The 13,442-nt window shown below is 59.4% G+C and carries 10 protein-coding genes and 1 pseudogene; 4 read left to right on the top strand and 7 right to left on the bottom strand.

Translation table 11 applies throughout. The annotated features are described in order from the left end of the window. Window positions 1–6: 6 nt before the first annotated feature. The 4 genes from SYN63AY4M2_RS08750 to SYN63AY4M2_RS08735 form a co-directional block, all read right to left on the bottom strand. A complete protein-coding gene (locus SYN63AY4M2_RS08750) occupies window positions 7–1,863 on the bottom strand; it encodes a mechanosensitive ion channel domain-containing protein (RefSeq protein WP_099887320.1) in 1,857 nt (618 codons plus the stop codon). 82 nt (window positions 1,864–1,945) lie between these two features. Then, the gene (gene uvrB / locus SYN63AY4M2_RS08745; protein ID WP_011431356.1) at window positions 1,946–4,033 is read right to left on the bottom strand and encodes an excinuclease ABC subunit UvrB; all 2,088 of its coding nucleotides are present in this window, start codon (window positions 4,031–4,033) and stop codon (window positions 1,946–1,948) included. A 201-nt stretch (window positions 4,034–4,234) separates the two neighbouring features. After that, window positions 4,235–5,095 (bottom strand): hypothetical protein, encoded by an 861-nt coding sequence (locus SYN63AY4M2_RS08740; RefSeq protein WP_011431357.1) that lies wholly within the window; start codon window positions 5,093–5,095, stop codon window positions 4,235–4,237. A gap of 28 nt (window positions 5,096–5,123) precedes the next feature. After that, window positions 5,124–6,101 carry a GTP-binding protein gene (locus SYN63AY4M2_RS08735; RefSeq protein WP_011431358.1) on the bottom strand — a complete coding sequence of 326 codons (978 nt, stop codon included), beginning with the start codon at window positions 6,099–6,101 and terminating at the stop codon, window positions 5,124–5,126. A gap of 122 nt (window positions 6,102–6,223) precedes the next feature. Between SYN63AY4M2_RS08735 and SYN63AY4M2_RS13805 the strand changes: the two genes are divergently transcribed. Both SYN63AY4M2_RS13805 and SYN63AY4M2_RS08725 read left to right on the top strand, forming a co-directional pair. Continuing rightward, window positions 6,224–6,394, top strand: a complete 171-nt coding sequence (locus SYN63AY4M2_RS13805) for a hypothetical protein (RefSeq protein WP_011431359.1) — start codon at window positions 6,224–6,226, stop codon at window positions 6,392–6,394. A 364-nt stretch (window positions 6,395–6,758) separates the two neighbouring features. Then, a pseudogene (locus SYN63AY4M2_RS08725) lies at window positions 6,759–6,890 on the top strand (IS200/IS605 family transposase); the annotation flags it as partial. A 215-nt stretch (window positions 6,891–7,105) separates the two neighbouring features. On the opposite strand, the gene SYN63AY4M2_RS08720 reads toward SYN63AY4M2_RS08725, so the two are convergent. After that, window positions 7,106–7,702, bottom strand: a complete 597-nt coding sequence (locus SYN63AY4M2_RS08720; RefSeq protein WP_011431360.1) for a chromophore lyase CpcT/CpeT — start codon at window positions 7,700–7,702, stop codon at window positions 7,106–7,108. Between the two features lie 467 nt (window positions 7,703–8,169). Between SYN63AY4M2_RS08720 and rlmN the strand changes: the two genes are divergently transcribed. Next, the gene (gene rlmN / locus SYN63AY4M2_RS08715; RefSeq protein WP_099836005.1) at window positions 8,170–9,240 is read left to right on the top strand and encodes a 23S rRNA (adenine(2503)-C(2))-methyltransferase RlmN; all 1,071 of its coding nucleotides are present in this window, start codon (window positions 8,170–8,172) and stop codon (window positions 9,238–9,240) included. Here the strand turns inward: rlmN and SYN63AY4M2_RS08710 are convergent. Both SYN63AY4M2_RS08710 and SYN63AY4M2_RS08705 read right to left on the bottom strand, forming a co-directional pair. Further along, a complete protein-coding gene (locus SYN63AY4M2_RS08710) occupies window positions 9,237–12,173 on the bottom strand; it encodes an ATP-binding protein (RefSeq protein ID WP_099835750.1) in 2,937 nt (978 codons plus the stop codon). The two genes, rlmN and SYN63AY4M2_RS08710, sit on opposite strands and share 4 nt — an antisense overlap. 7 nt (window positions 12,174–12,180) lie before the next feature. Continuing rightward, a complete protein-coding gene (locus tag SYN63AY4M2_RS08705; protein ID WP_011431363.1) occupies window positions 12,181–12,822 on the bottom strand; it encodes an ABC transporter permease in 642 nt (213 codons plus the stop codon). A 78-nt stretch (window positions 12,823–12,900) separates the two neighbouring features. On the opposite strand from SYN63AY4M2_RS08705, the gene SYN63AY4M2_RS08700 reads away from it, so the two are divergent. Then, on the top strand, window positions 12,901–13,442 hold a 542-nt coding region (locus tag SYN63AY4M2_RS08700; RefSeq protein WP_099887319.1), incomplete at its 3' end, for an IS607 family transposase.

Below are 13,442 nucleotides of genomic sequence, written 5' to 3'. Positions count from 1 at the left end.
TGTCGCTCAGGAAACGCCATTTTGGTCTTCCAACGATTTTGCCGCTTCGCTGAGGGCGGACTGAATGGAAGCGGCATCGGGCAGGGAACGGGATCCGCCGTTTTGACTGGGGGGAGCAAATCCTTCGAGGCTGCGAATGTGAATATCTTGCTGGGGGAAGGGGATGCGGATCCCACGCCGGCGAAACTCTGCTTCGATGGCAAAGTTCAGCTCGCTGATCAAGACAAATTGATCCTGGGGCCGGTTGATCCACACCAGCAGCTCAAAGTTGAGGGAAGAGGGGCCAAAAGACTTGAGCCACACCTGCGGGGCGGGGCTGCTCAGTACCCGCGGATTTTCCTTGGCGGCGCTGAGCAGGGCTTCGGTGACCAAGGTGGTATCGGAGCCGTAGGCCACGCCCACGGGAATGTGGATGCGACAGCGGGGATCCCGGTAGCTCCAGTTCACCACCTTCGACTCGGTGAAGCGGGAGTTGGGCACGATTACAAAGATGCGATCCAAAGTGCGCAGGACGGTGGCCCGCGGGCCAATGCGCTCCACGATGCCGAGCAGGTTGTCCACTTCCACCAGATCCCCGACTTGGATGGGGCGCTCCAGCAGGATGGCGATGTAGCTGATGTAGTTGTTGGAGAGGTTTTGCAGACCAAAACCGATCCCCAAACCCACCGCCCCGGCAATCACCGCCAGGGATCCCAAATTGAGGCCACTGAAGGGCAAGACCAAGAGGATCCCGAACAGGGTGAGGATGTACTTGAAGATGGCCGTTGTAGACTCCTGGGTGCCCAGATCCAGTCCCAGCCGGCTCAGAAACCGCTGCTTAAAGCCAACGCTGACGTAGTGGGCAACGGTGAAGACCAAAGCGGCCAGCACAAAAAAGACCAGCAAGCTGGCGATGGAGACGCTGGAATTGGGCAGCGGTTGGGTGAGGACGCCCAGCGCCGTGGCCACCACGCGCCCCAAGCCCAGGTAAAAAGCGCGCTGAAAAGGCCGCAGGGCAGGTATAAAGCTGATGCCGCGATCCAGAGAGATGCCGGCAATGAGAATTGCCCCCAGGCCTCGCAGCAGCAGCCCTGCGATGTCGATCCAGCTCCCCCAGGCCGGGTCGGCCTTGAGCTCCAACCAACTTTGCAGGCGGACGAGACTGCGGTCGAACAGCCGCCAGAGAAAGAACCCCACTGCCACGGTGGCCAGCCCGGCCAGGATGGTGAGCATCAGCACGCGCGGATCCTGCGCCCGCTGCAGATCCAGCCGATCCTGCCGGTACTCGGCAATGGCTTGCTCCAGCCGCCGCGCCCAAGTGTTGGCCACCAGACGCACGTCGTTGAGGCTCACCTGGCCCAGCGGCACCCTGCGCTCGGCGGCGGCGTCGGCATAGGTGACGGTAAACAGATACCGCTGGGTGGCCTCAAAGCGACCTCTTTCTCCCAGGCGGAGGACGTACTGGCCGTTGGCATCCTGGGCCACCCGTACCTCCGGCTCTGGCAACTGGCCTTCTTCCAAGAAGCGCTCAATGATTGCCCGCACGTTGTCGGCCCGCACATCGCTGGGGTATTCTGCCGTCTGCAGGCGAAACACCGGAATGTTCCCCACCAAGACTTCTGTGCCCTCTTGGCCGGTCAAGGGGATCCGCAGTGGGCTAGAGGTCGGGGAAGGGGATCCCTCAAGAGTTGGCGCTTCGGCAGGAGTGGGGTGGGAAAAGCCGGGATCCCGCAACTCGAGGGCTTGGGCCACCGGGATCCCAGCAGCCTTGGAGACCGGAGCGGGCAGGAGCCAGAGGCCAATCCCGGCTATCAGCCCCACCGCCAGGGCCGCTCCCTTCAGCAGGACAGAGTCTCGAATGGCTCGTTGGACCCGAACGCCCATTGTCTCGGGGATCCCTAGGATGCTGCTGTAAGCCTATGGTGGCATAAGCAAATCCCGATTTTGGCCGATCCAAGCGAGGACCTTAAGTGCTCTGATGGTGGCCCAAAAGGCGTTGGCGCAGCTTTTTAATTTGGTCTCGCAGTTGCGCAGCTTCTTCAAATTCCAGGTTTTTGGCCGCTGCTTTCATCTTCAGTTCCAGTTGGCCGATCAGCTCTGGAATCTCCGAAAGAGGGATTTCGTCTGCAACTGGAAAGGCTTTTTCCAGGTCTTGGCTGTTGAGTTTGCGGGAGATGGCCAAAAAAGACAGAATGGCGTTGCTGTTTTTCTTAATAATGGGCTTAGGAGTGATGTTGTGTTGGCGGTTGTATTGCAATTGAATCTCCCGGCGGCGCTGGGTTTCGGCGATGGCCCGGGCCATGCTGCCGGTCAGGGTGTCGGCGTACATCACCACCGTGCCACGGACATTGCGCGCTGCTCGCCCGATCATCTGAATCAGGGATCGCTCCGCCCGCAAAAATCCCTCTTTATCCGCGTCCAAAATGGCCACCAAGGAGACTTCCGGCAAATCCAACCCTTCCCGCAACAAATTGACCCCTACCAGTACGTCAAAAGCTCCTTCGCGAAAATCTTGTAAAATTTCGATCCGCTCAATTGAGCTGATCTCGGAATGCAAATAGCGAACCCGGATCCCGCGTTCTTGCAAGTATTCTGTGAGATCTTCGGCCATGCGTTTGGTGAGGGTGGTCACAATGACCCGTTCCGGGAGGCCCTGCTGCGAACGTTCCAATCGCAGGTAGATCTCTCCCAACAAATCCTCCACCTGCCCGGCTGTGGGGCGGACATGCACTTCCGGATCCACCACCCCGGTGGGCCGAATGACCTGTTCTATAACCCGACCGGTGCCCGGCACATAGAACTTCAGGGTTTTGCCGTTTTCCACCACCGTTTCAAATTGGGCTCCGCTTTGCTCCAGTTCCCAGTTGCCGGGCGTGGCGGAAACAAAGACGCATTGGTGGACTTTGGCCCAGAACTCCTCGGCTTTGAGAGGGCGGTTGTCGAGGGCGCTGGGCAGGCGAAACCCGTGATCCACCAGCACCTGCTTGCGGGCGCGATCCCCATTGTACATGCCGCGGATTTGCGGCACGGTGACGTGGGATTCGTCCACCACCAAGAGCCAATCGTTGGCCTTGAAATAATCCACTAAACAAGCAGGCGGCTCCCCTTCCTTGCGCCCCGTCAGGTGCCGAGAGTAGTTTTCGATGCCGTTGCAATAGCCCACCTCCCGCAGCATTTCCAGGTCGTAGCGGGTGCGCTGTTCTAGCCGTTGGGCTTCCAGTAGCTTGCCTTGTTTGCGAAAGAAAGCCAGTTGCTCCTCCAGCTCCTGCTCAATGTTGAGGATCGCCTGCTGCAACTGGGCTTCTGGCGTTACAAAGTGGCGAGCCGGGTAGACTCTGAGGGCGCTGAGGCTGGTCAAAATCTCACCTGTAACCGGATCAATCAGGCGAATGGCCTCGATCTCATCGCCAAAAAATTCAATGCGGATCACCCGATCTTCATACGCCGGCACAATTTCCAGCACATCGCCCTTGACGCGAAATCGCCCCCGCGCCAGCTCCAGGTCGTTGCGCTCGTACTGAATGCCGGCCAGATCCCGCAAGACCTCCCGCTGGTTGATCTCCTGGCCGACTTGGAAGGGGATGGAAGCCTTCAGGTATTCCTCCGGCATGCCCAAGCCGTAGATGCAGCTTACCGAGGCCACCACGATGACATCTCGCCGTTCAAATAGAGAGCGGGTAGCGGAGTGCCGCAACATGTCGATCTCATCGTTGATGGAAGAAGACTTGGCGATGTAAGTATCGGTGCTGGGCACATAGGCTTCCGGTTGATAATAGTCGTAATAGCTGATGAAATATTCGACGGCATTGTAGGGAAAAAGCTCTCGCAGCTCGTTACACAGTTGGGCGGCCAAGGTTTTGTTGGGAGCCATCACCAAGGTGGGCCTGCCGACTTGCTGGATAGTATGGGCAATGGTAAACGTTTTGCCGGTTCCGGTTGCCCCCAGCAGGGTTTGAAAGCGATGGCCCTCTAAAATCGACTTCACCAAGCCGGCAATCGCCTTGGGTTGATCCCCCGTGGGCTGATAGGAAGAAACCAGTTGAAACTCCGACATAAGTCTATCCGTTGATCTTTTGAGGATCCATGGTTGAGTGTTCTGGTTAAGACTTTTAATTTAGACAACTGGGCAGTTACAGCCTGCTTGGCCAGAACCTATATCGTCCCATAAGCTAAAACCTTTGTCAGTGGAGTTTCCGTCGGTGCGCTGGATCTCCTGACGAAAGAGCAAGCTGTAGTTGAATTCGGCGGCTACACCTCACAGGCTGTAAATTTGTCCATCGATTAGCAGATGGGTAATGCCTTTCTTCTGCAATTGTGGGCGTACAATCTCCAGAATGTATCCGGGAAATTGGATGACCCGGTAGGGCGGATAGGTGTTGCTGCCACGACGGCTCATCTCGGAAAAGCGCCGAGCCACCTTGTGGTTGTCGAAAATGGGCAGCGTATTGGCGTTTTCGATCCCCTCTACGGGCAGGGATCCCAGCCCCAGAAATTCCTTGAGGGGGCGGGTGGTCAGCTCTTGGTAGCGATCCACCACAACATAACAGGTCTCAGGCAGGTCGAGCTTCTCTAGGGGGAGTACTTGGATGTGATGGACGGGATCCGCCAAGGGATCTTCTGAGGGCACCGCTGCCGCGTCGTCTAAAAAATCGTCGGCATCCTCTTCTTCGTCGTCATCGTCTTCTTCGTCTTCCAGGTCGTTGTCCTCGTCGTCTTCTAGGTCTTCTTGAAGCTCGGCTACGAGCTGGGCCGGCAATTCTTCGGGGGCCAGTTCTGCCACCGTGGCCGTCCTGTCCTCAGGGATCCGCTCCCCTTCGCTGACATCGCTGAGATCGGAGGCGTCGGCAGCCCCCTGTGGGGGCAAGACCTGTTGCCCCTCCATGCCGTCCAGGGGAAGGGTGGGTTCCTCGCCCGTGTCTTTGCGGCGAGCTGCTGAGCGTTTGAGCTGGATCAGCCGCTGGTACTCGTCGGCAGCGATGTTTTCCTTGAGGACACGGGTGATGGTGGTAACGCTTACCCGAAATTGCTCGGCCAATTCGGCGGCAGTGGCTGCCGAGCCGCGGTAGGTGCTAACAATTTGCTGTTGTTCTTGTTCTGAAAGTTTGCTGCGGGCCATCGCGGTTATCCCATCCCAAAACTTGGACTCATGGGCAGGCGGCGGTTGCCCGACACAGCCGGTTGAGGCCGGCGGCCAGCGCTTCCCGCTCTAGTTCCTTGCCGATGAAGACAATTTTTGACCAACGCGGCTCATCGGGATCCCACTCCCGCTCCAAGAAGAGGGTCTGTCGTCGGCCCACCTGATGAAAGATAACCCGCTGCGGCTCGTCCGCAACCCACAGCACCCCCTTGGCGCGAAAAATCGTCTCCGGCAGATCCTGCAGCCAATCGCGGAAGGCCGCCAGATCCAGCGGTTGCTGCAGTTGAAAGCTCAGAGATTGGATCCCGTCTTCTTCCAGATGGTGACTGGGGTGAGCGTGACCTTCAGCCTCGGCAGCGGAGAGCTTGGGATCCCACAGCTCTGGGCGAAAGGCGTGCACATCCAAAATGCGGGCCAGGGGCACCTGGGCGTGGGTGGTGGGCAGACAGGGAGCGTCGGGGTTGTAGCGACGCAGATCTAACAGGATCTTCTCTTGTTCGGCTGGGGTGATCAAATCTACCTTGTTCAGGAGCAAGATGTCGGCGCTGCTGATCTGGTGGGCGGTAGTTTGGGACCGCTGGAAGTTGCGCCAGTACTCGGCCCCATCTACCAGGGTCACCATCCCATCCAGGCGCAGCTCCTCGTGGAAGGTTCTCTGTACAAACAGCTCGGCCACCTGCCTGGGATCCGCCACGCCGCTGGTCTCCACCACCAGGTAGTCCAACGCCTGGGCATGCTGAAGCAGCTCGCGAGCCGCCCGTTCGAGATCCTCCCGCACCGTGCAGCAGAGACAGCCGTTGCTGAGCTGCATCAGCCCTCCTTGGGGCATGTTGACCAGTTCGCCATCGATGGAGATCTCGCCAAACTCGTTGAGGATAACCCCGATGCGCAGCCCGTGTTCCTCCTGCAAGATGCGCTTGAGCAGGGTGGTTTTACCACTGCCCAAAAAGCCCGTCAAAATTGTAACCGGAAGCTGAGCTTTCATACATTCATTACATATCAATCACTCAAGACTCAATCGACAAGCGGCCAACAAACCCTTTTCTCAGGTTCTCTGGAGGCTCTACTAGCTTAGCTCCAGGGCCAGTTTTCCAGGATCTGGACTGAATGGCGGCGCTGCTGGGATCCCTAAGCCAGCAGGTTCGGGTGGACGAGGTGGGCATGCAATCCACCTACCCCGTCTGGGTGGGCTGCGCCGGCAGATCCGCTGGGCCGATGTCGAGCGCCTTGACCTCGCTCCACCAGCCAGGGGGGCCTGTTGACACTCCCACCGTCTAAAGGCGGGGGATTCTTACGCAGTCCACAAAAGAACCCGCAACGGCGTTGTCAAAGCGCCTCTAGACAGTTCCTTAACGCAAAGCCCCAAGGTTCTGCTGACTTTCTTAAGCAGGTTGGCGGCAGCATTTGCCTCAGCCCAGAGGGTCTCCACCCGTCGGGTTTTTCACCATAACTAGGTAGCTCATCTCCATCTAGGAAGCTTGCCTGCGAGCTGTACGCCTCCTCTACCTCAATAAACTCCATGCCATAATGCTGACATAATTGCACGATACGCTCCTTGAACCGACCTGTTGGGACGAAAACAAAGTTTTGGTTAAAACCGCATTCTTGTTTTTGTTCTTTGTTCCAACCTAAATAAGCGATAGTGCGAGAGGAAAGTCAACGGTACAATCACTACAACCATGGTGTGGGGCTAGCGGTTGTTTATCTTATTTTTTGGCCAAAGAGAAAGAAAGAGGTCTTGGTGGGAGAAGTCAGGAAGAGGTTGTTTGAGCTATGAAACTATATCAACGACCCCCATCATGGGTAAGCGACTAAAGTGGCTAGCGGGCTTTTCCGCCCCGCACTCAAGTGCGGGGCTACCAAGCTATCCTTTTGTGTACTACCTGGTCAGCGGCCCTATGTCCAGCCTTGGATGGACAGGCTGCTGGGGGTTTGCCCTGTTGCTCTTGCTCTGGATGGGATCCTGGCCTTCTGGGTTTGGATGGGGAGCTAGCTCCAGCGGGGCAAGTAGCAGGAAAAATCCTGTTTTTTAACAAACCGAAAGGGCCCGGAAAGGGATCCCCAGACCACCTGATCTGTTTCGGGATCGCGCCCCTGATCCAGGCTGTGGAAGTAGTCGGCCCCGATTTCAAACTCGCTATAGAGGTAGGTGGTTCTGCCCTTGCGCTCGACGATACAGCCCTTGCCGGGTACGCTGCGGCCCCGGTAGCAGGATCCCGTCCATTCCACCTGAACCGCGCAGCCGGGCAAAAGCTCCAGCTCTGCCGCCGCTAGGCTGGCCAGTTTTCCCAGATCTCGGCCAGCACATTTGTAGGCCTCCGGGGATCCCAGGGCGTAGTTTTGAATGCGGATCCCGTCTGGCGTCTCGAAAAGGTGGATGACCCGCTGCCGGTAGGGCTGGTCGGGGTAGATATCGTACAGTTGCTCCACGTAAAACCCTATCCCCTGAAACACCGACCACGGCAGAGGGCATTGGTAGACGTGAATGTTGGCGAACCAGACCGGCTCGGCTATAGCCTGGTGCAGATTGTTGAAATGTCCGGCCATCCAGGTGGCCAGTTGGGCCAGTTGCGGCGAAACCGACATAGCGCAAGTGACATACTCCCGTCTCTCACCCTAAAGCGCTCTGCGCCGCTGACGCGAACGGGTAGAGAGCAGGCTTCTCGCTTCGAAGGACTCCGTTCCGCTAGCGCGAACGGGGAGCTATTGCAAGAACCCTCTGCAAGCAGCCACGGAATGCCCTATCGCAGGGCTGTACCAGATTCCGGCAACGCCGTTTTGTACAGCCAATCTGATTTTACGATATTTTTTGCGGGGGTGGCTGTATCCCGACCCTGACTGCCCCCCAGTCGGATATAGGGGGGTACAGGGCGGGGCTTATCCACCCCCGCACCCCCAGAAGCGTAAGCGTGCAAGCCTATTATCCGGGACGGCAGGCCCGCTTGCCAAAACCAGCTCTAGGGATCCAGTTTGGCCGACAGGCTAGAGTAGAGAAGCTCGATCCCCTCCGCTTGGGATCCGATTTGCCTTTCAATGGATTTGCGAACGGCGCTATGTCTGCCCCACCCCTTCCCCTGCTTGGGCAATCCCTAGCTGCCTTGAAAGACTGGGCGGTTGAGCAAGGGCAGCCGGCCTACCGCGGCCAACAACTGCACACCTGGCTCTACCACAAAGGGATCCGCTCCCTGCAGGAGGTGACGGTCTTTCCCAAGGCCTGGCGCGAGGCGCTGCAAGAGTATCCCGTGGGGCGCTCCCAGGTGGTGCAGCGGATAGAATCCCGCGATGGCACGGTCAAGTTTTTGCTGCAGTTGGCGGATGGGGAGTTGATCGAGACGGTGGGGATCCCGACCGCCAGGCGGCTGACCGTCTGCGTCTCCTCCCAGGTGGGCTGCCCCATGGCCTGCAACTTCTGCGCCACCGGCAAGATGGGCTACCGGCGCAACCTCAAGCTGCACGAAATTCTGGATCAGGTGTTAACGGTGCAGGAGGACTTTGGCCGCCGCGTCAGCCATGTGGTCTTCATGGGCATGGGCGAGCCCCTGCTCAACCGCGACACCGTGGTGCAGGCCATTCGCAGCCTCAATCAGGATATTGGCATCGGCCAGCGGCACATCACCCTCTCGACAGTGGGCGTGCCCCGGCAGATCCCCTGGCTGGCCCAGCAAAAGCTGCAGATTACCTTGGCCGTCAGCCTGCATGCCCCCAACCAGGAGCTGCGGCAGCAGTTGATCCCTTCCGCAGCCCACTACCCCCTGGACGCCCTTATTCAAGATTGCCGCGACTACATGCTCTGCAGCGGGCGGCGGATTAGCTTTGAGTATACGCTGCTGGCCGGGGTCAACGACCTGCCCATCCATGCCCGCCAACTGGCCCACCTGCTGCGCCAGGCCAGCCAGGCGGGGGCACGCCTGCACGTCAACCTAATCCCATACAACCCCATTGCCGAGGCCAACTATCAGCGCCCTCACCCAGCGCGGGTGGCGGAGTTCGTCCGCCTGCTAGAGGAACACCACGTCCAGGCCAGCGTGCGCCAGACCCGTGGCCTAGATGGCAACGCTGCTTGCGGTCAGCTGCGGGGATCCTTTTTGCGCGCTTCCCCTGAGCCGGCCCCTGGCCGTTCCTAGGCGCTGCCGGCTCTAGAGAGGTCTTTTGCCGCCGCCGGAGCGGGATCTGGGCTTTGGGGGAGCCAAACGCGGAAATGGGTCCATCCTTCCAGGCTGCTGACGGAGATCCGGCCCCCCATGTGCTCCACCAGTTGCTTGACCAGGGACAGCCCCAGGCCGGTGCCGCCGTGCTCCCAGCGATCCGCCTTCGGGATCCGATAGAACTTTTCAAAGATGCGGGGCAGCTCCGCCTCTGGGATCTCGCTGCTGTTGCTGCAGACGAAGAGGATCCCTTCTCCTTCCTGGGCCACCCGCAGGTGGATGGATCCCTCGGGGGCGGTGTACTTGATGGCATTGTGCAGCAGCTCGCGCAAAATGCGGCCCAGAGCCGTGGGATCCGCCTCAAGGGGTGGGATCCCCTCTTCCAGGTGCAGTTGCAGGTTTTGCTGTTTGCTCTGTGCCAGGGGCTGAGCTGCCGCCACCAGATCCCGCAAATAGCGCGGCAGGAAGATCTCTTCCGGCTGGAGCAGATACTTCTCGGCTGCCAGCCGCTGCATGTCCAGCAGGTCGTTGATCAGCTCAATTTGTCGGTTACACTCCTTGAGGGCAATGGCGAAATAGTGCTGCTGTTTCTCGGAGTTATTGTGGGCTATTTGCAACATTTGCAGGGCCATGCGCACATTGGCCATGGGGGTGCGCAGCTCGTGGGAGACGGTGCTCAAAAAATCGTCCTTGAGCAGGTTGAGCCGCTCCAATTCCTTCACCTGGGCCTGGGCCGCCTCATACAGACGGGCCTGCCGCAGGGCCAGAGCACACAAGTTGGCCACCTGGTAGGCCAGTTGCCTTTCGGCTTCCGAAAACTCCTGCTGTCGCTCCACCAGCAACACCCCCAGCCGCTCTTGCTTGTCCCAAAGGGAGCAGGCCAAAAGCTGCACCCAGTGCCCGCCTTTTTCCTTTTGACAACAGCAGTGGACTTCCCAGGGCTGCTCGAGAAAAGCATGGGAGTGCAGCAGGTGCACCAGCTCAGGGTCGTTGAGATAGACGGGATCCGCCTCCTCCGGAAACGAGCAAGCCGGGATCCAGCCTGACCCCCCGGCGCCGGTCAAGAGAATGTGGCAGCCGCTTAGGTGGAGGGCTTCGGCCAGGCTCTTGACCACCTCTTCCAGGATCTCCCCCTCGTTGAGGCTGGCCACCATCTGGCCGCTGAGGGAGCGCAGCACCGCCTCAAAGCACAAAGCCTGCTGCAGCTTAGCGGTGCGCAGCGCCACTTGCGCTTCCAGCTCGCGGTTGAGGGCTTCTAGCTGCTGTTGGGCCCGCTTTTGCTCGGTGATCTCCCGCCCCACCGCCAGGATCTCCACCAATTGGCCTTGGCTGTCGAAAATGCCCTGATCCACCCAGCTCACCCAGCGGGACTGGCCACTTTCGCCGGGGTACTCCCGCTCGCTGCGGTAGAAAGGACGTTCAGGCGTAAGAGCCGCAAGAGACTGCAGCACCGCCTCCCGTTCTTGCGGCGGCAGAGAGTCCACCCAGCGCCTGCCTATTGTTTCTTCTGCCGAACAACCAAAAAAGCGCAGGTAGGCAGGGTTGACATAGGTAATGCGGCTATCGGGCAAAGAGCGACAGATCAGCTCCGTCTGCTGCTCCACCACAGCGCGGTACTGCTGCTGCTGTTGCCAGAGGCGATCCAACAGCGCCTGTTGGCTGGCCGCCGCCTGTTGCCAAGCCTTGGCCAGGGTCTGCACCTCCCAGATGGGGCCGGGATCCACAGGGGGCCAGGCCGGGATCCCAGTTTGCACAAATTGCTCCGCTATTTGGGTCAGGCGGCGCAGCGGGCGAGAGAGGGCTTCACTGAGGAGGATCCCAGCTCCCAGAAAGCCCAGCAGCAGCCCCCCGCCCAAGAGGGCCGCCTGCTGAGTGCTGCGATAGACAGGGGCGAGAAGGATCTCCTCCGGGATCCCCTGTACGAAATAGAAACTCAGCCCCCCTTCATCCTGAATGGCCGTCACCTGTGCCAGATAACGGATCCTGTCCACCCTAAGGCGCAGCAGATCTTGCGAGGCCGCCGTCTCCCAGGATCCCACCTGCGCTTGCACAGCCAGCAGCAGCGGGTGGGGGGAGAGCTCCTCCGTGCCGGCCACCACCTGGCCCTCTTCATCCAGCAACCAGCTCACCCCCGGATACCCCAAGCTGACCTGCAGATCTTCCAGAAAAGCCTGCAGTTGCTGAGCCGAGAGAGCAGCCACCAGGCTGCCGTAAACCCCGCCCTCCCCATCCGCCAAGGGCAGCGCCCTCAGGACCAGCCGCTCCGGCCTTTGATGGGGAGACTCGACAAAAAAGTTGCTCACCACCCAGGTACGGCGGGCCCCTTCCTGTTGCAGGACTGCGGGAAACCAAGACAGCCGCCGCAGATCCACAAAGCCCAATTGCCGCGTCAAGCCGGTGGGATCCCCGCTTTCCGGATCCCGTTGGCGGCCTTGGACGGATCCCGGCTTCAGGCCCGGCGTGTGGTAAGTCCAGATCGAGCCATCGGCGTGGCGGCGGGCCGTGATAAACCCCCCCTGCTCAGAGACAAAGCCGACATAGCTCAGCTCGGGAAACTGCTGCAACTGGCGGGCAAAATACGCTTCCAAGACTTCCAGATCGGGAGGCTGAGGAGCGGCCAGATTGGGCAACAGCCCCCAGCGCACCGCTCCCTCAGTGAGGGCATTGACCTGCAGGGGGGCCTGCAGATACCGGTGTAGGTTCTCCTCGGCTCGGTGGTTAACCTCACGCTTCAGGTGCTCGGCCAACTGCAGCGCCATCTGCCGCCCGGCTCGCCAGGAGAGGTAGCTCACCCCGCCCGCCCCCCCGGCCACCGCCAACAGCAGCGGCAACAGCAGCGCCACCTGCAAAGGGATCGACCGAGAAGCCAGGGAGGGCAAGCGCATCCGGGAAGCAATCGAGGAAAATAGCATGGGATCCCTAGGCTTGAGGAGGTTCTAGCGCTCGCTGCACAGCGCCGAGGACAACTTCGGCACCCATGGCCAACAGCGCCACCGGGATCGCCCCCACCAGCAGGATGGCGGTGTCGTAGAGGGCAAACCCCAGCGTGATAAAGCTGCCCAGCCCGCCCGCCCCGATAAAGGCCGCCAACGTGGCGCTGGCAACCACCTCAATAGTAGCGGTTTTAACGCCGGCCAAGATTACCGGCAACGCCAAAGGGATCTCCACATAGCGCAGCACCTGGGCAGGGGTCATGCCCATGCCCAAGGCGGCTTCGCGTAGGGCCGGATCCAGGCTGCGGAAGGCCACGTCGGTGCTGATTAAAATGGGGGGCAAGGCCAAGATCGTCAGGGCAATGGCCGCCGAGCGGAAGCCAAGGCCAAAGTAGGGAATGGCCAAAAACAAAATCGCCAAGCTGGGGATCACCCGCAAGCTGCTAAAAGCATTGATCACCACCAGAGAAACCACCTGCGAGCGGGAGCTGCCAAAACCCAGCGGCAGACCCACCAGCAACGCGATCCCCAGCGGCACCGCCACCAGTTGCAGGTGTTGGAGGAAAGCTTGAAGTAGCAGGTCGCTGTTGCTTTGAGCATAGTCCAAGGAGCGGGCCAGGAGGCTCATCGAGAGCATGACTTTAGTCAATGATATGCTGGACTATACTGAAAATAATGTACAGTATGTTCAGTATGGCTGCTTGGTATGGCTAGGTATGTAAAACCGAGAGAAGCGGCGGATTATTTTGGGGTGTGTCTCCACACCTTGAGGCGATGGGAACAGAAGGGCTGGATCCATGCAGTACGTACTCCATCTGGTAGGGCGAGAAGGTATGACCTCGACAGCTACATCAGAGCGCCCAAGAAGGCCAAACGAGTCGTTTTGTACGCCCGAGTCAGCAGTCGAGGGCAGAAGTCAGACTTGGAGAGACAGATTGCAAGACTGGTTGACCTCTATCCTGGAGCCGAAGTGGTCGGAGAGATTGGCGGCGGTCTCAACTTCAAAAGACCAAAGTTCCTTGCCTTATTGGAACGAGTTCGTGCGGGAGATGTCGGAACGATTGTGGTCGCTCACCGGGATCGACTCTGCCGGTTTGGATTTGAGTTCGTTGAGTGGTACTGCCGTCAATACGGATGCGAAATCTTGGTTCTCGATGACGATCACCTCTCTCCCCAGCAGGAACTGGTTGAGGATATCCTCACCATCCTGCACTGCTTCAGCAGTCGGCTCTACGGACTCAGAAAATA

Origin of the sequence: Synechococcus sp. 63AY4M2, assembly GCF_002760475.1 — a bacterium.
Lineage (GTDB): Bacteria > Cyanobacteriota > Cyanobacteriia > Thermostichales > Thermostichaceae > Thermostichus.
This window is presented reverse-complemented; position numbering and strand designations above follow the sequence as displayed.